Source organism: Nitratireductor kimnyeongensis (genome assembly GCF_019891395.1).
In the GTDB taxonomy this organism is placed as follows: domain Bacteria; phylum Pseudomonadota; class Alphaproteobacteria; order Rhizobiales; family Rhizobiaceae; genus Nitratireductor; species Nitratireductor kimnyeongensis.
Genome location: NZ_CP078143.1, coordinates 3,307,996 through 3,325,075 on the forward strand (window position 1 = coordinate 3,307,996; position 17,080 = coordinate 3,325,075).

Below are 17,080 nucleotides of genomic sequence, written 5' to 3' on the forward strand. Positions count from 1 at the left end.
GTCGGCTGAAAATGCGATCTGAGGATGACCTGAGGGCATTCCTGTGTCAATTTTACGGGCGTTCGAATGGTTTAGACGCCGTCAAGAAATTCCGGGAGAGGCAAAGAATGAGGGCAATGGGGCAGCTGGGCGCAGGAATTCTCCTGTCGATGTTGTTTTCGCTGGCCGCGCACGCTGTCGAGCTTCACGAAGGCATCACCTACCGTCAGGGACTCAAGCTGGACATTCACGCACCAGACCGCCCCGGCCAAACCGCACAAGCCGGCGTTGTGCGCATGAATCTCTTCACTTTCGGCGGTCGGAAGGCCCCCGTGGTGATCTATGCCCATGGTGGCGGCTGGGTGAAGGGGACGCGCAAGAAGGTGTATTCGCTGCCCGAGTGGCTGACCTCTCGTGGGTACATGCTGGTTGCAATCGACTACCGCAAGGTTCCTCAGACCACAATCGACGGCCAGGTGAGCGACCTTTCGGCGGCCATCGCGTGGGTGCGCTCCAATATTTCGCGTTATGGCGGCGACCCCTCCCGCATCGTGTTGATGGGGCATTCGGCCGGGGCACATCTGGTTGCAATGGCGGCTGCACGCAATGTCGCCGGTTCGGTGCGTGGGGTCATTCCCAACGATGTGCAGGCCTATGACATGGTGGCCTATGCGGGCATGCGCGGTTCGCTCGGTTATCCCTATATCAATGCGTTTGGCTCTGACCCGAATGATTGGGTGCGTTGGTCTCCCGTCACCTATGCCCGGCGCGGCTCCGGGTTTCCGCCGCACCTTTTCCTGCATTCCGGTTCCAACGGCGCGCGCCGCAAGGCGCTGACCAATGGTTATTCCAATCTCTTGAAGGCGCGCGGCGCGCGATCAGCCGTGTTTGACGGTGGCCGCTACACCCATGGCTCGATCGCGCGCAAGCTGGGTGAACCGGGTGATCCCGCGACATTGACCATCGAGCGGTTTCTGGCGCAGGTGATGCGGTGAAGGGAAGAACGCGGGTGATGAGAAACGGATGGTGTTCAAGGATGCCTGCCTTGACGGTGCTGTGGTATCCCTTTCGCTACTCCCCCCTTGCCGCGAATCACCCTCTGGTCTAACCCCAGACCATGGGAAAAGATTTGCTTCCGCCCGGTGGCGATGGCGGTGATGCCGTCGAGCCGGTTGATCTGAAAAAGGCGCTTGAAGAGCGCTATCTCGCCTATGCGCTGTCGACGATCATGCATCGTGCTCTGCCCGATGTGCGCGACGGGTTGAAGCCCGTGCATCGGCGCATCGTCCACACGATGCGGCTTCTGCGTCTGAGCCCCGATCAGGGTTTTGCCAAATGCGCCCGCATCGTCGGCGACGTGATGGGCAAGTTCCACCCGCATGGCGATCAATCGATCTATGATGCGCTGGTGCGCCTGGCGCAGCCCTTTTCAATGCGCTATCCGCTGGTCGACGGGCAGGGCAATTTCGGCAACATCGACGGCGATAACGCGGCCGCCATGCGCTACACCGAAGCGCGCATGACCGAGGTTGCCTCGGAAATCCTGACCGGCATCACCGAGGATGCAGTCGATTTCCGCATGACATACAATGAGGAAGACGAGGAGCCGACCGTGCTCCCCGGCGCCTTCCCGAACCTTTTGTGCAATGGTTCTTCGGGCATTGCTGTGGGCATGGCCACCTCGATCCCGCCGCACAACGCGGCCGAGGTCTGCGATGCGGCGCTGGCCGTCATTGACGATCCGGACGTGGCCCCCGAACGGCTGCTGGAATTCGTCAAGGGGCCGGATTTTCCGACCGGCGGCATCATTGTCGAGGATCAGGCGTCGATCCGCGAGGCCTATGCGACCGGCCGCGGCGGCTTCCGCGTGCGGGCGCGCTGGCACAAGGAAGATCAGGGGCGCGGCATGTGGACGGCCGTGGTCACCGAAATTCCCTATGGCGTGCAGAAATCGCGGTTGATCGAGAAGATCGCCGAACTGATCATTTCGCGCCGGCTGCCGCTGCTGGAAGACATTCGCGACGAGAGCGCGGAAGACATCCGCGTCGTTCTGGTACCAAAGAGCCGTACCGTGGCTGCCGAACTGCTGATGGAATCGGTTTTCAAGCTGACCGATCTGGAAAGCCGCTTCCCGCTCAACATGAATGTGCTTTCGCGCGGCAAGGTGCCGGGTGTGCTCTCGCTCAAGCAAGTGTTGCGCGAATGGCTGGACCATCGCCGGGACGTGCTTCTGCGCCGCTCGCGTCACAGGCTGGCAGAAATCGAGAAGCGGCTGGAAATCCTCGCCGGTTATCTGGTTGCCTATCTCAACATTGACGAGGTCATCCGCATCATCCGCGAGGAGGATGAGCCCAAAAAGGTGATGATCGCGCGCTTCGAGCTGACAGACACGCAGGCCGAGGCGATCCTCAACATGCGCCTGCGCGCCCTGCGCAAGCTCGAGGAATTCGAGATTCGCAAGGAATTCGAGAAGCTTTCCGAAGAGAAGGAAGGCATCGAGGCGCTGCTTGCATCTACCGCACGCCAATGGAAGACGGTGCGCTGGGAAGTGGCCAAGGTGCGCCAGACCTTCGATCCGGAGAAGAATCCGGCTTTGGGCAAGCGCCGCACCACCTTTGCCGAAGCGCCGGAGCACGATCTGGAAGAGGTGCATGAAGCGCTGATCGAACGTGAACCGATCACCGTCGTGCTTTCCGAAAAAGGCTGGCTGCGCGCCATGAAGGGGCATCTGGCCGATTTTTCGACTCTGTCCTTCAAGGAGGGCGACAGTCTCAAGATCGCTTTCCATGCGCAGACGACCGACAAGATCCTGCTCTTCACCACCGGCGGCAAGGTGTTCACCATTGGCGCCGACCGTCTGCCCGGCGGTCGCGGCCATGGAGAGCCGGTGCGCATCATGGTCGACATGGAGAATGATCAAGCCATCGTAACTGCTTTTCCACATGATCCCGAAAGGAAGCTTCTCGTTGCATCCCACGCGGGCAACGGTTTCGTTGTTGCCGAGAAGGAGATCGTCGCCAACACCCGCAAGGGCAAGCAGGTGATGAATGTGAAAGCCCCGGACGAGACCAAGCTCTGCCTGCCGGTTTCGGGCGACCATGTGGCTGTTGTCGGCCAGAACCGCAAGCTGCTCGTTTTCCCGCTGTCCGAAGTGCCGGAAATGACGCGCGGCAAGGGCGTGCGCCTGCAGCGCTACAAGGATGGCGGCGTTTCCGACATCAAGACCTTCGCCATGGACGAGGGGCTTTCGTGGAAGGATTCGGCTGACCGAACCTTCGTCAAGACACGCGAGGAACTCACCGAATGGATGGGCAACCGTGCTGCCGCCGGCCGGATGGCGCCGAAGGGCTTTCCGCGCACCGGCAAATTCGGATGAGGACTGCAAGCCAAACCTGAACGACATCGCGCAGAAAGAGGAGGGGTGAGATGCTGCACTGGAACGGAAGGGGGCTTCGGGCTGTCGCGTTTGCGCTGGCTGGATCGATCAGCCTGGTGCAGTCCTCTTTCGCACAGGATGGGGTGTTGAGCGATGCGGTCGAATTCTCCGGCCAGGTACTCTACCTGCAGACCGATGTGCCTGGTCTGGTGATCGGCGCGGTGCGCAATGGAGAAACGGCGGTCTTTGGTTTCGGCGAGACGGCCACAGGAAACGGCAAGACGCCGAACGGGGATACGCTTATGCGAGTCGGCTCGGTGACGAAGGTGTTCACCGGCGCCGTCCTGGCAAGTCTTGCTGCCGAAGGAACGGTGAAGTTCACCGACCGGCTTCAGGACCACCTCGATTGGGACGTGACCGTGCCGGCCTTGGACGACAAGCCTATCCGCCTGATCGATCTTGCAACGCACACCTCCGGCCTGCCGCGCGAGGTCGACAGGGAGCCGGGGCCGGAGAATGATCCTTTCTCCACGCTGACGAAAGAAACCTATGAGAAGGCGCTTGCCGAGGGGGTTCAGCTCTTTCCGGCGGGAACCGGCGGGCTCTACTCCAATTTCGGCTTTGACATGCTGGCCGCCGCTCTCGGCTCTGCCGCCGGCAAGCCTTATGATGCGCTGCTTGCAGAGCGTGTTCTAGAGCCGATCGGCATGACGGACACGACCTTTACCCCCTCCGAGGGTGACCGTGACCGGCTGATGCAGGGGCATAATTTCGATGGCTCGCCGCTGCCCGATGTGCCCAACACGCCTGTCATGTCCGGAGCAAGCGGGCTCTATACCACCGCCAACGACATGGTGAAGTGGCTGAAATGGCATCTCGACCGCTTTTCACCGGAAATGGCGGAGATGCGGTTTCTCGATCACGCGGCCTATGTGCAGCGCGATGCGCTCGACCCCACCTACGGGTTTGACGAATCCGGCCAGATGGACGCGATGGGGCTGGGCTGGATCGTTATGCAGCCGGAGGGCGACCGTCCGCTGATTCTGCAGAAAGCGGGCGGCCTGCAAGGCATGTTCGTCTATCACGCCTTTGCCCCGACGCGCGGGGTGGGCGTGTTCGTGGCGATCAACGAGTTCGATTTTTCTGCCTCAATGCTGATGGCGGAGGTTGTGAACGGCCTGATTTCCGACCTTGCACCACGTTGAGGTGCGCGCCGGTATGATCGCCGGCACGGGCTTCGTGCGTCCTTCGACAAGCTCAGGATGAGGGAGGATGGAGCCAATCATCTCATTTCTGGATGGCGTGCTCTATCCCTCCTCATCCTGAGCTTGTCGAGGGACGCACGCCCTCTCGGCGCACCTTGTCCCTTCACGTCCGCGATTGTGGAAAAGCGCTTCTTGTGAGCGGCAGGCTGCGGCGAATGCCACTATCTTCGCCGCACCAATCGATTCAGGAAAGTCCATGTCCGCAAACGCCAAACGCATCGCCACCCTCATCGCCGCCGAAATCAGCGCCAAACCGGAGCAGGCGCAGGCCGCGATCGGCCTTCTGGACGAGGGGGCAACCGTCCCGTTCATCGCGCGCTACCGCAAGGAGGTGACCGGCGGGCTCGACGACACGCAGTTGCGCACGCTCTCGGAGCGTCTTTCCTATCTGCGCGAGCTCGACCAGCGGCGCGACACGATCCTCGGCTCTATCCGCGAGCAGGGCAAGCTGACGCCGGAACTGGAGACGAAGATCGCTGCCGCTGCCACCAAGGCGGAACTGGAGGACATCTATCTCCCCTACAAGCCCAAGCGGCGCACCAAGGCGCAGATTGCACGCGAGCGCGGGCTGGGGCCGCTTGCCGAGGCCATTCTGGCGGATCGCTCAAAGGTGCCAGCAGACCTTGCGAAGGATTATCTGGGCGAAGAGGTGACGGATGAAAAGGCGGCGCTCGAGGGCGCGCGCGACATACTGGCCGAACAGTTCGCGGAAAACGCCGATCTGGTCGGCCAGTTGCGCAACCACATGAAAGAGCGTGCTGTCTTGCGCGCCCGCGTGGTCGAGGGCAAGGAAGAGACCGGCGCGAAATTTTCCGATTATTTTGATCATTCAGAGCGCTGGGCGGGCGTCCCGAGCCACCGTGCGCTCGCCATGCTGCGCGGCCGCAATGAGGACGTGCTGGCGCTCGATCTGGAAGTGGACACGGACGACACCAGCCCGTTGAAACCGGCCGTGCGCATGATCGCTGCAGCCTATGAGATCGGCGGCACGCTTCCCGGCGACCAGTGGCTGATGGAGGTCGCCGGATGGACATGGCGGGTCAAGCTCTTCCTCCATCTCAGTCTTGACCTGATGCGCGACCTTCGGGAGAGGGCCGAGGAAGAGGCGATCAATGTCTTTGCCCGCAACCTGAAAGATCTGCTTCTGGCTGCCCCTGCCGGGACACGCGCGACGATGGGACTTGATCCGGGTATCCGCACAGGGGTGAAGGTCGCGGTAGTGGATGCCACCGGCAAGCTGCTCGATACGGAAACGGTCTATCCCTTCCCGCCACGAAACGATCTGCGCGGAAGCCAGGCGGCGCTTTCCGCGCTCGTGCGAATGCACGGTGTCGAACTCATCGCTATCGGCAATGGAACGGCCAGCCGAGAGACCGAGAAGATGGTGGCCGACATGCTCTCCGACATGCCGGCTCCCAGACCGTTCAAGGTGGTGGTGTCGGAGGCGGGCGCTTCGGTCTATTCCGCTTCTCCCACGGCAGCAGCCGAATTTCCCAATCTCGACGTGTCGCTGCGCGGGGCGGTCTCCATCGCCCGCCGCTTGCAGGATCCGCTGGCGGAGCTTGTGAAGATCGAGCCGAAATCCATCGGTGTCGGCCAGTATCAGCACGATGTGGACCAGTATCGATTGGCAAAGGCTCTCGATGCGGTGGTGGAGGATGCGGTGAATGCGGTGGGCGTCGATCTGAACACGGCATCGAAATCGCTGCTGGCGCGGGTTTCCGGCCTTGGAGAATCGATTGCCGAGGCGATCGTATCCCACCGCGATGCACATGGGGCCTTTTCCAGCCGCAAACAGCTTCTGGAGGTGGCGCGGCTCGGCCAGCGCACATTTGAGCAATGTGCCGGCTTCCTGCGCATCCAGAACGGAGCGGAGCCGCTCGACGCTTCGTCCGTCCACCCGGAGGCCTATGGCGTGGCGCGCAAGATCGTTTCCTCCTGCGGGCGCGATGTGCGTTCACTGATGGGCGATGCGGACGCGCTCAAGGCGCTCGATCCGCGCGTTTTCGTGGACGAACGTTTCGGCCTGCCAACGGTGCGCGACATCATCGCCGAACTTGAAAAGCCGGGCCGCGACCCGCGCCCGGCCTTCCGCACGGCGACGTTCGCCGAAGGCATCGACGACATCAAGGATCTGAAGCCGGGCATGAGCCTTGAAGGTACGGTGACCAATGTTGCCGCCTTCGGCGCCTTCGTCGACATCGGCGTGCATCAGGACGGACTTGTGCATGTTTCTCAGCTTGCCGACCGTTTCGTGAAAGATGCCCATGAGGTGGTGAAGGCCGGAGACGTGGTGAAGGTGCGGGTGCTTGAGGTGGACATCAAGCGCAAGCGCATCAGCCTTTCCATGCGCAAGGACGCAGGCAGCACAGCCGGGGGAGCGGCCGGTGGCGGAGCTGGTGCTGGTCGTCCGCGCGATCAGGGCAAGCCCGCCCGTGGCGCGATGCCACGCAATGGCAAGGGCAAGCCGGGCGGGCACGCTGGTGAAACGCAAGGTGCGCTGGCGGCTGCGCTGGCTCAGGCGATGAAGAAGAAATAGCGGCGGCCTCGCAAGGGGCGCTCTTCGCGCTAAAGCGGATGGCGCACCACGCCTTGCGCCAGCCGCCGTTTGCGCCCTGAGTGCAGTTGCCACAGCGAATGGGCGACCAGTGTGACGATGAGAATCGTGCCGCCGATGAGGGTGGCACGGCTCGGCACCTCGGAAAAGATCAGCCACACCCAGACTGGCGCCAGCACCGTTTCGAGAAGATAGAACATCGCCACTTCCGGACCTGAAATGTATTTGGGGCCGTTGGACAGGCAAAAGAACGAGATGGGCATGATCACCGCACCGTTGAGGACAATCCACCAGGGTGCCTCGATGCGGTAGCCGGTTCTGGCAGTCATGATCACAGCGACAAGGCAGGGGAGCGCCACCGCCACGAGTGCTGCAAACCCCATATCGCGACCGCTGCCGCGCGTGATGGTGATCGCGGTGGCCAGCAGGAACGCGGCACTGAGCGCCATGACATCGCCGAACAGGTTGCCGGCCCCGATGCCGCCCCCCACGATGATCAGGACACCGATCATCATCACTCCCATGGCGGCAAGCGTGACGGGCCTAGGCCTCTCCTTGAGGAAGAGCCATGACAGCAGTGCTGCAAACATCGAATTGAAGGCGAGAATGAAAACGAGGTTCGCCGTCGAGGTATTGTAGACGGCCGTGATGAAGCAGAGCGCGGAGAGCGCATAAAGGGCAGCGACCACGAGGCCCACACGGCCGGGAATGAGCGGCGGGACATTGCGCGAGAAAAGACGCCATACGAACCACACGGTCAACGCCACGGTGACCGTCAATGCACTCCGCACCATCAGGATCGGCCACGGATCGCCATCCGCCAGCCGGATCAGCGGAATGTCGATGGTGAGCGCCATGCCGCCGAAGGCAGTCAGCGCAAGACCCTTGGCGTGGGAGGAGTGCGATGGAGTGGACATGAGAACTTTTCCGGGAAGGCGTGTCAGATGCAGGCGGGGCGGTGGTTGCGCCCTTCAGTCGACACGTTCCCATCCCTGCGGGCCCAGATGCTCCTGCGGCTTGAAGCGCACCTTATACGCCATTTTGCGCGATCCATTGACCCAGTAGCCCAGATAGACATGCGGCAGACCGGCAGCGACTGCTCGGTTGATGTGATCCAGGATCATGAATGTGCCGAGCGATCGGTCGGTGAGTTCGGGGTTGAAGAAGGAGTAGACCATGGAAAGCCCGTCACCCATGGTGTCGGTGAGGGCGACGGCCATCAATTCGCCCTGACCCTTTCCGGTGATAAAACTGTCAGGTCCGCGGCGGCGATATTCAATGACCTGTGTACTGACATGGGTGTCTTCGACCATCATCGCGTAGTCGAGCACGGTCATGTCCGACATGCCGCCCTTTTTGTGCCGGGCGTCGAGATAGGAGCGGAAGAGCGTGTATTGCTCGGTGGACGGTTCGGCATCGTGGGCGGTGCCGATGAGATCGGCATTCTGCCGGAGAATGCGCTTCATGTTTTTTGTCGGCTGAAATTCCTGCGCGAGAATGCGCACCGAAACGCACGCCCGACACGTCTCGCAGGCGGGGCGGTAGGCGATGTTCTGCGAGCGGCGGAAGCCACCCTGGGTCAGCAAATCGTTCAGTTCAGGTGCCTTGTCCCCCACCAGATGGGTGAAAACCTTCCGCTCGAACTGTCCTTCCAGATAAGGGCAGGGGGAGGGAGCGGTCAGAAAGAACTGCGGCGATTGGGCGGGTTGCTGCGTCATGTCGGTAGGGCGTCACTCCTGATCCTAAAGCCCGTAATACCATGGCCCGACAAACGAAAACGTCAACCAAATAATCGCTACCAGAGGCATGCCGGCCTTGATGAAATCGCGGAAAGAGTAGTGACCGGGACCCATCACCATGAGGTTTGTCTGGTAGCCGATCGGCGTTGCAAACGAGCAGTTCGCGGCAAAAATCGTTGCGGCGATAAACGCTTCCGGCGGTGCACCGATGGCAGCAGAAATTCCAAGCGCGATCGGGGTGAACAGAACAGCTGTGGCATTGTTGGAAAGGAAATTGGTCAGAATGGCGACCACACCAAAATAGCCCGAGAGAATGATTGCCGGCGCTTGTCCCTCGAGTGCGGAAACGGCGGCATCGGCAATGAGTTGTGCGCCGCCGGTGCGCTCCAGCGCCGTAGCGGCGGCGATAGCTGAGCCGACCAGCAGGAAGATCTGTCGGTCGAAGGCACGGCCGGCCTGGGCGAGTGTCAGGCAACCTGTGGCGATCATCGCAAAGGCTCCGGCGATGGCGGTGGCGACGATGGGAGCGATATCGAATGCTGCCGTAACAACGATGCCGGCGAAAATCACGAAGGCGATCCAGGCCTTTCTGCGCTGGGGCACAGGTTCGGCAGACCATTCGAGGACCAGAAGGTCGTGACTTTCACGCAGATCTTCGAGTGCTCTGTCTGTGCCGCCGACGAGAATGGTGTCGCCTGGCTCAAGTCGTATGTCGGAGACCGGGGTGCGCCCCATTCGGCTTTTGCGCTGCACGCCCAGCATGTGAACACTATGCTCGGTCTCGATCCCCGCATTGCGAATGGTCCGCCCGGCATGGCGGGAACCTGGAGGAATGACCGCTTCGGCAATGTGATAATCGGGCCCGACAGTGGTCGTCTCCGCTTCAGCGATATGTCCGGCCGCGCCATGAGAGAGCGCCTGCGTGAAGGCGCGGCGCGTGGCCGTTACCATGAGGCGGTCCCCCTCAGACAGCACCACATTCTCGAAAGGCGGATGAAAGCTCATTCCCCGCCGAACGATAAGACGAGGCGTGAGGTCGCCCAAGCCCTGAAACAGGCCGGCCTTCGATTCCTTTCCGATGAAGGGGTGGCCCGGCACCAGGCGAATTTCGCCGATGAACTGGGTTCCAGACTGCATCTGACGGAATGTTTTTTCACTGCTCGAATCGCGCAGGATCCGGGGCATGATGAAGAAGACGTAAAGCGCTCCTGCAGCCGCCAAAAGCAGACCAGGCATGGTGATGTCGAAGAAACCGATCGGAATGCCGGCTTTGCCCGCCACGCCGGCCACAAGCAGATTGGTGGAAGAGCCGATCAGTGTCGTCATGCCCCCGAGAATGGTCATGAAGGAAAGGGGCATTAGCGCTTTGGAAACCGGGAAATTGCGCTGCGCGGCAAAGACGATGAGAACCGGAATGAAGATGACGACCACAGGGGTGTTGTTGAGAATGGCGCTTAGCATCGCCGCTGTGACCAGCGTTATGATGATGGTTCGCGTGCTCGAACTTCCCGCGGATTTCGCCAATATGCGTGCTGGTTTGTCGAGTGCATCCGTTGCGAACAGCCCCTGTCCGACGATCAGCAGCGCCAGGACCGTTGCGAGCGCAGGATTGGCAAAGCCCGAGAGAAGCTCATCGGGTGGCAGGGCACCGGCGGCGCCTTCATAGGGAACGAACGCGAAGAGCACCAAAAAGGCGACCAAACTGCCAAGGGCGACGCTCTCCAGCGTGAAGCGCTCACTGACATAGGCAGCGACTGTCACTAGAATGATCGCGTAAGTCGCCCAGAGATGAAATTCGGCCATGCAGGTCCCGTCGCTTGACGCTGTCAACGCAGGCGATGATTTGCGCCTGCAATCTGCTGAGGAGAATAAGCACGGGCAGGCGCGCCGCAAGCATGGATTTGTTCCGTGCAGTGAAAAGCCGAACAAAAGCGAGGGATCGTCCGCCTCCGTGAGGGAAGATTATTGCTTGCCGTTACCGGACCTTCCCATCAGGCTTCAGAGTTTCGCCCCGGGGATGAGATTTTCGGCTGACCCGAGAATAACAATGTCGAGCAACCGGTCATGAAGGGTCTGTCTGTTTGTCAGAACGAAGGGAGCAAACAGGACGAGCGGCGTGAAGATCGTCGCGGTCGCCAGAAACAACAGAAAATGTGCAATCCCATACCGGGCCGTGATCTTCGTATTGTCGAGGCGCTCAAGTCGCAATCCGAGAATGCGCATCCCGAGTGTCGCCTGGCGACGGCCTCCCAAGGTTAAGCCGACATAGATGACGACGATGGCCAACGTCGTCACAGAGGCGAACGCCGCAGACAGCGTATAGAACGCGTTGACCGATTGTTCGGAAAACCCGTGGGATGCGAATTGCGCTCCTCCTATCCCGGTCATCCGTTCCATCAGCATCGTCGCAGCCACGGCAAGGCTGAAGGCCAAGGTCGCGTAGAGCGCATAATCGATGAACAGCGCCAGAACCCGGCGAAGGTGAAGCCAACCTCCCTGCCGGATGTGAATTTCCGTTCTGCGGCTCTCGGAGGCCGTCTCAAACGGATGGGCATGGTCAGAAGCATGGGGCATCGAAATACTCGCTGTATCGAACACGCCCCTGAGACATGAAGGTACAGCGGTATCGGTGAGGTATAAACCTAAAGTAAATAGCTTCGTTAATAATACAACTTTTAAGGGTGATCAGCTGGAGCGGACGACGACGGTTCCCAAGAGCAGGTCGTGCACGGTGCGCTTGTGATCCAAAAAAAGGCTCGCAAGAAGGATAAGCGGGGACAGGATTGCATTGCCGGCCCAGAACAGCACCGTGTGAACCACAGCCAGAAGCGCATCGACGCGCCCGCCATCAAGGCGTGCAAGCCGAATATCCATGAATTGCATTCCAAGCGTCGCCTGGCTGCGGCCACCCAACGTCATGGCCACATAGAGGAGGGCGGTGAGGGGCGCGAGAATACCGAACAGCAGCCAGCCGAGGCCGAGCGTCATTACACCCAGCAGGGCAACGACGATGGCCACCGGAATCATCATCAACCCGATCAGCAAATAGTCGATGAAAAACGCTACGATACGGCGCGTTCGAACACCGCGATAAAGAGATCCATCATCCTGAGCAGTATTCAGGATTTCGCCATCAAGAGGCCGGGCTGTCATGAACAATGCCTTTCGGTTGGTTCAGCGCTCAGATGGGGAGCCTTGCCTGTGGTTCAAGCTTTTCAGTACGAAATCAGAGCAATTCCGCCATTTCGGGAGCGAAATAGGTCAGAATTCCATCGCAACCGGCTCGCTTGAAGGCGAGGAGGCTTTCAATCATGGCTTTCTCGCCATCAATCCAACCATTGGCCCCCGCGGCCTTGATCATCGCGTACTCTCCGGAAACCTGGTAGGCGAAGGTCGGAACGGCAAACGTGTCTTTCAGCCTGCGGGCGATGTCGAGATAGGGAAGTCCCGGCTTCACCATCAGCATGTCCGCTCCTTCCAAGAGATCCTGTTCGGCTTCCCGGATGGCCTCGTCACTGTTCGCAGGGTCAATGTAGTAGGTCTTCTTGTCGCCCTTCAAAAGGCCGCCCGTACCAATCGCCTCCCTATATGGCCCGTAGAAGGCGGAAGCGAACTTGGTCGCATAGGACATGATAGCGACATTGTGGAATCCATTCTGATCGAGCGCATCACGGATCGCTCCGACGCGGCCATCCATCATGTCGGAAGGTGCGATGATGTCGGCGCCTGCGGCGGCCTGGCCGACGGCAGCCATGGCGATGAGGGCGACGGTGTCATCGTTGACGATCTCGCCATCGCGCAGAATCCCGTCATGGCCATGGCTCGTGAACGGATCGAGTGCCACATCGGTTATCACGCCGATTTCCGGCACCGCATCCTTGATCGCACGCGTGGCCCGATTGATCAGATTGTCGGGGTCGAGGCTGTGTGAGCCGGTTTCATCCTTACGTGCGGGATCGATATTGGGGAAGGTGGCGATCGCAGGTATGCCGAGTTTCGCTGCGCGCTCCGCCTGTTTTACCGCATGATCGACCGTGTGCCGCATGACGCCGGGCATGGCTTCCAGCGGCTCCTGCCGGTTCTCGCCCTCCATCAGAAAGAGCGGCCAGATAAGGTCATCGACGGTCAGGTGGGTCTCGCGCACAAGGCGGCGTGACCACTCCGCTTTTCGGGATCTGCGCAGACGGCGGCCCCCGGTAATCTCGTCCACGGTGCGCCGGGCGCTCAGACTTTTGATGGTGCTGGAAAACTTGTTCACGGCTTCGACTCCAGTGTGGCGTCTCTCTATCATGCAGGTAAAACCGGTCCAAGTCCGCGTCCGGTGTCCTGTGGTCGCATCCGCTTATAGCATTGACGGCCCCGGTAGCGGCGAATAATCACCTTAAAGGGTTTGCTGCTTCTGCAACGATTGGGGGTTCCGGTGAAGGTCGATTTCGGTGGCGCTGGAGATATCCTGTTCGAACAGGTCGGGCGTGCCGGCATCGTGACCCTTTCCCGGCCTGCATCGTTGAACGCGATCAATCATGGCATGGTCAGCGCGCTTGCGCGGGCGCTTTCGGCCTGGGAGGCCGACACGGCAATCGAACGTGTGATCATTCGCGGGGAGGGACGCGCCTTTTCGGCGGGGGGAGACATTCTGGATGTCTACCGTGCCGGGCTCGAAGGAGAGGCCAGCCCGGACTTCTTTGCGGACGAGTACCGGCTCAACGCCGCGATAGCTCGATTTCCAAAACCCTATATCGCGTTGATCGACGGTATCGTCATGGGCGGAGGTGTCGGCGTCTCTTTCCATGGCTCCCATCGTGTGATGACCGAAAATGCGGTTTTCGCAATGCCTGAAGTGGGAATCGGTTTCTTCCCCGATGTTGGGGGCAGTCACCTCCTGTCGCGCTTGCCCGGTGAACTGGGCATGTACCTCGCCCTGACCGGCAACCGCATTCGTCGTGGCGATGCCTGCGCGGCGGGGCTGGCAACGCACTCGGTCGATGCCGGGAATCTTTCAGCACTCACCGAAGCATTGTGTGAAACAGACAATGTTGACGGGACACTCTCTTTGTTTGCTGTCGCACCAGAGCCGGAACTGAACGAGGGGATCAGACATGCGATTGCGCGCCATTTTTCTTTCGAAAGCCTGACCGAAATCCTGGATTCGCTGTCCGGCGATCAGGACGACTGGGCGCATCAGACCCTGGCGACGATTGAAAAGCGCTCCCCCACCAGCCTTTGTGTCGCGTTCCGCCAGGTGCGGGCAGGCGCCATGCTGGAAATGGATGAGTGCATGACCATGGAATTTCGAATCCTCAACCGGATGCTTGCCGGGCATGATTTCTACGAGGGCATCCGCGCGGTGTTGGTGGAAAAGGGCAGCACCCCGCGCTGGCAACCGGAAACACTGGGCGAGATCAGCGAAGAATACATCAACTCATACTTCGCGCCATTGCCCGAAGGGGAGTTGAAGTTGTGAACGGCGAGACCCTATCGGGCCTGACGTCCTCGCGCCCGTCGCAACTCGACGGCGTCTATTCCGGGTTCCATCGAGCGATCGCGCTGGCCTGCCTGACCATGGGGCTGTTTTATTGGGTCCGGCTTTTGGGGTTTTATCCAGGGCTGATGTGGCGCTTTGATCTGATGCCGGTCCATTGGCAGGTCGCCAGTGTCATTCTCGCCGTTATCTACCCCTTTGCTTCGGTCGGTCTCTGGCTAATCGCTCCTTGGGGCGCCGTCATCTGGTTTCTGTGTGCAGCCGCAGAGGTGGTGATGTATGGCGCGATGCCGGATCTCTTCGGAGATAACTATCCGCTGATCGGCTTTCACCTCATGGTGGCCGTCAGCTACGGCGCTCTGCGTTTTGCCCGTTATCGAAGCAAACGCAGAGCCATGCACTAGCGCCCGACGTGCTGGCCGCCGCCATCGTTTCTCTCAAGCTTTCATTGAATGCTCGCAGCCCGATTTACCGGCTGTTAGCTGTATTTGCAGGGTCGACTTTTGTAAGGCGTTGTTAAGGCTAGTGTTTAAGTCGAATTTTAGAAGCATTCGATAGGGTCAGGCCAAGGTGAGACAAAAAACAAAAATCACCGGCGTCAAACGAGAGGCTTTAGTTATGAATACTTCGCGACCCGCGGCGAAACCTGCCGCTACGAATGAAGAACGCAAAGATGCACTGCGTTCTCTTTATCTTGAATCTCTCCAGCTCGTGGAGCGACTGCACCGCCGTCTGCTCGACGTGATCAAGGACGAGTTCGAGCGCAACGGACGCAGCGATATCAACGCCATCCAGGCATTGCTGCTGTTCAACATTGGTGACACGGAACTGACGGCCGGCGAGCTGCGCTCACGTGGCTACTATCTCGGCTCCAACGTGTCCTACAACCTCAAGAAACTGGTTGATCTCGGCTTTGTCAACCACCAGCGCTCGCGTGTCGACCGTCGTTCGGTACGCATCAGCCTGACGCCCAAGGGCGTACAGATCGCAAAGGTGGTCGAGGGGCTCTACAATCGCCATATCGGCTCCATCGAGCAGGTGGGTGGTATCAGTCCTGACGAGTTCAGCCAGATGAATCGCGCCCTGCAGCGGCTGGATCGCTTCTGGAACGACTCGATCGCATATCGCATGTAGTCTCATCTTGATCACCTGGCTGCGCGCCGGTGTGCAGCCAATGAAGGCCGGCGTGGCGGGACGCCGGCCTTCACGTGTTTGTTATCGCGCTCAAAGTGACGTGCGGTCACGTTAAGGTCATAATCCGGTGGAATTGAGCCATCTGAAGACCGCGTGGCAGAAGTTGCGCCAATTTTTGATCAGGGTTCGCGGAATCTTAACGCAGTTGCGGCATCTAAGGCTGCAGGACTGCATGCAGCACCTTTGAAGGGGCTGGACCCTAGAGAGCATGGATACGCGTATGAAGACGAACCGCCGCATGTTTTTAACCGGGGCCGGCGCGGCCGCTACGGCAGCGATGACCGGAGCCGCCAACGCTCAGGACCTGATCGAGGCAATCATCCGTTCGCCGCGGCGCGGCGCCTGGAGCGATCAGTTCGATGCCCGGGCCAGCAGCGGAGGCAAGGTGACGTCCAACCTTCCGATCTTCAGCCAGGAAACGGTTGCCCATCTCGAGCGTGCGATCATGGAATATTCCAACATCGTTTCGCAGGGTGGCTGGCCGCGTGTGCCCGATGACAAGAAACTGGAACTCGGCGTGGTCGACCCCAATGTGGAGATCCTTCGCCGCCGTCTCATGATTTCCGGCGATCTTTCCCAGCGGGCCGGGATTTCCCAGTCGTTCGATTCCTACGTCGATGCGGCAGTGAAGCGCTTTCAGGCACGACACGGCCTGCCCGCGGATGGGGTAACCGGGCGACATACCTTTGCCGCTCTCAATGTTCCCGCTGCAATTCGCCTTGGTCAGCTTGAAACGAACCTGGTTCGCCTGCGCTCCATGTCGGGCTTCCTCGGCAATCGCTACGTGGCGGTCAACATCCCGGCTGCCGAGATCGAGGCCGTTGACAACGGACGCGTCGAATTGCGCCATACGGCGATCGTCGGCAAGGTCGACCGGCAGACACCGATCCTGAATTCCAAGATCAACGAGATCATCATCAATCCCTATTGGAACGCGCCGGTGTCGATTGTCCGCAAGGACATCATTCCGCTGATGCGCAAAAATCCGAACTATCTGACCGACAACAATATCCGCCTGATTGCGCCTGACGGCAGCGAGGTGGACCCGTTGACTGTCGATTGGTCGACTGATGATGCGGCGAAATACCGGTTCCGCCAGGATCCGGGCCGGATCAACGCCATGGCGTCGATCAAGATCAACTTCCCCAACCCTCATGCCGTCTACATGCATGATACGCCCCAGCAAGGTCTGTTCCGCGATCTGGATCGCTTCTATTCGTCGGGCTGCGTGCGTGTGCAGAACGTTCGCGACCTCGTCACCTGGCTCCTGCGCGAGACTGATGGCTGGGACCGCCGGCGCATCGAGCAGACGATCCAGAACGATGAGGACGTGCGGGTCGCGCTCAACAATGCGGTTCCGGTCTATTTCACCTATATCTCCGCCTGGTCGACCGGCGATGGTGCAGTCCACCTGCGCGACGACATTTATGGTCGGGACGGTGCGAGCGAATTGCAGATTTCGACGGCGCTCTGATCACCCAGCCCATG

General features: G+C 60.2%; 14 protein-coding genes. 8 read left to right on the forward strand and 6 right to left on the reverse strand.

Going from position 1 to position 17,080, the window contains the following annotated elements; genetic code table 11:
- Positions 1–107: 107 nt before the first annotated feature.
- The 4 genes from KW403_RS15685 to KW403_RS15700 all read left to right on the forward strand — a co-directional run bounded on the left by KW403_RS15685 (position 108) and on the right by KW403_RS15700 (position 7,159).
- Complete coding sequence (locus tag KW403_RS15685) at positions 108–974, forward strand: alpha/beta hydrolase (protein ID WP_223020366.1); 867 nt, start codon at positions 108–110, stop codon at positions 972–974.
- Positions 975–1,096: 122 nt separating this feature from the next.
- Positions 1,097–3,355 (forward strand): DNA topoisomerase IV subunit A, encoded by a 2,259-nt coding sequence (gene parC, locus KW403_RS15690; protein ID WP_223020367.1) that lies wholly within the window; start codon positions 1,097–1,099, stop codon positions 3,353–3,355.
- Positions 3,356–3,405: 50 nt separating this feature from the next.
- Complete coding sequence (gene ampH, locus KW403_RS15695; protein WP_223020368.1) at positions 3,406–4,560, forward strand: D-alanyl-D-alanine-carboxypeptidase/endopeptidase AmpH; 1,155 nt, start codon at positions 3,406–3,408, stop codon at positions 4,558–4,560.
- A gap of 256 nt (positions 4,561–4,816) precedes the next feature.
- Complete coding sequence (locus KW403_RS15700; RefSeq protein ID WP_223020369.1) at positions 4,817–7,159, forward strand: Tex family protein; 2,343 nt, start codon at positions 4,817–4,819, stop codon at positions 7,157–7,159.
- 29 nt (positions 7,160–7,188) lie between these two features.
- On the opposite strand, the gene KW403_RS15705 is transcribed toward KW403_RS15700, so the two are convergent.
- From KW403_RS15705 to hemB, 6 genes are all read right to left on the reverse strand, one after another.
- A complete protein-coding gene (locus KW403_RS15705) occupies positions 7,189–8,094 on the reverse strand; it encodes a DMT family transporter (RefSeq protein WP_223020370.1) in 906 nt (301 codons plus the stop codon).
- A 54-nt stretch (positions 8,095–8,148) separates the two neighbouring features.
- Positions 8,149–8,895: an arginyltransferase gene (locus KW403_RS15710; RefSeq protein ID WP_223020371.1), complete on the reverse strand. Its 747-nt coding sequence runs from the start codon at positions 8,893–8,895 to the stop codon at positions 8,149–8,151.
- A 24-nt stretch (positions 8,896–8,919) separates the two neighbouring features.
- Complete coding sequence (locus KW403_RS15715) at positions 8,920–10,719, reverse strand: SLC13 family permease (protein WP_223020372.1); 1,800 nt, start codon at positions 10,717–10,719, stop codon at positions 8,920–8,922.
- A 195-nt stretch (positions 10,720–10,914) separates the two neighbouring features.
- A complete protein-coding gene (locus tag KW403_RS15720) occupies positions 10,915–11,490 on the reverse strand; it encodes an RDD family protein (RefSeq protein ID WP_223020373.1) in 576 nt (191 codons plus the stop codon).
- Positions 11,491–11,601: 111 nt separating this feature from the next.
- A complete protein-coding gene (locus KW403_RS15725) occupies positions 11,602–12,069 on the reverse strand; it encodes an RDD family protein (protein ID WP_223020374.1) in 468 nt (155 codons plus the stop codon).
- Positions 12,070–12,142: 73 nt separating this feature from the next.
- A complete protein-coding gene (hemB, locus tag KW403_RS15730; RefSeq protein ID WP_223020375.1) occupies positions 12,143–13,174 on the reverse strand; it encodes a porphobilinogen synthase in 1,032 nt (343 codons plus the stop codon).
- Positions 13,175–13,336: 162 nt separating this feature from the next.
- Here hemB and KW403_RS15735 point away from each other — a divergent pair, with 162 nt between their 5' ends.
- The 4 genes from KW403_RS15735 (at position 13,337) to KW403_RS15750 (ending at position 17,066) form a co-directional block, all read left to right on the forward strand.
- Positions 13,337–14,380 (forward strand): enoyl-CoA hydratase/isomerase family protein, encoded by a 1,044-nt coding sequence (locus KW403_RS15735; protein WP_223020376.1) that lies wholly within the window; start codon positions 13,337–13,339, stop codon positions 14,378–14,380.
- Positions 14,377–14,802: a DUF6163 family protein gene (locus tag KW403_RS15740; RefSeq protein ID WP_223020377.1), complete on the forward strand. Its 426-nt coding sequence runs from the start codon at positions 14,377–14,379 to the stop codon at positions 14,800–14,802. The genes KW403_RS15735 and KW403_RS15740 overlap by 4 nt, the downstream gene beginning before the upstream one ends.
- 214 nt (positions 14,803–15,016) lie before the next feature.
- A complete protein-coding gene (ldtR, locus tag KW403_RS15745) occupies positions 15,017–15,532 on the forward strand; it encodes a transcriptional regulator LdtR (protein ID WP_223020378.1) in 516 nt (171 codons plus the stop codon).
- Positions 15,533–15,812: 280 nt separating this feature from the next.
- The gene (locus tag KW403_RS15750) at positions 15,813–17,066 is read left to right on the forward strand and encodes a L,D-transpeptidase family protein (protein WP_223020379.1); all 1,254 of its coding nucleotides are present in this window, start codon (positions 15,813–15,815) and stop codon (positions 17,064–17,066) included.
- The last annotated feature ends 14 nt before the right edge of the window (positions 17,067–17,080 follow it).

Excerpts from the sequence above, each read along its gene's own strand:
- parC (WP_223020367.1), top strand. The coding sequence starts at position 1,097 with ATGGGAAAAGATTTGCTTCCGCCCGGTGGCGATGGCGGTGATGCCGTC.
- KW403_RS15715 (WP_223020372.1), bottom strand. The coding sequence starts at position 10,719 with ATGGCCGAATTTCATCTCTGGGCGACTTACGCGATCATTCTAGTGACA.
- KW403_RS15705 (WP_223020370.1), bottom strand. The coding sequence starts at position 8,094 with ATGTCCACTCCATCGCACTCCTCCCACGCCAAGGGTCTTGCGCTGACT.
- KW403_RS15710 (WP_223020371.1), bottom strand. The coding sequence starts at position 8,895 with ATGACGCAGCAACCCGCCCAATCGCCGCAGTTCTTTCTGACCGCTCCC.
- KW403_RS15750 (WP_223020379.1), top strand. The coding sequence starts at position 15,813 with ATGAAGACGAACCGCCGCATGTTTTTAACCGGGGCCGGCGCGGCCGCT.
- ampH (WP_223020368.1), top strand. The coding sequence starts at position 3,406 with ATGCTGCACTGGAACGGAAGGGGGCTTCGGGCTGTCGCGTTTGCGCTG.
- KW403_RS15725 (WP_223020374.1), bottom strand. The coding sequence starts at position 12,069 with ATGACAGCCCGGCCTCTTGATGGCGAAATCCTGAATACTGCTCAGGAT.
- ldtR (WP_223020378.1), top strand. The coding sequence starts at position 15,017 with ATGAATACTTCGCGACCCGCGGCGAAACCTGCCGCTACGAATGAAGAA.
- KW403_RS15685 (WP_223020366.1), top strand. The coding sequence starts at position 108 with ATGAGGGCAATGGGGCAGCTGGGCGCAGGAATTCTCCTGTCGATGTTG.
- KW403_RS15700 (WP_223020369.1), top strand. The coding sequence starts at position 4,817 with ATGTCCGCAAACGCCAAACGCATCGCCACCCTCATCGCCGCCGAAATC.
- KW403_RS15720 (WP_223020373.1), bottom strand. The coding sequence starts at position 11,490 with ATGCCCCATGCTTCTGACCATGCCCATCCGTTTGAGACGGCCTCCGAG.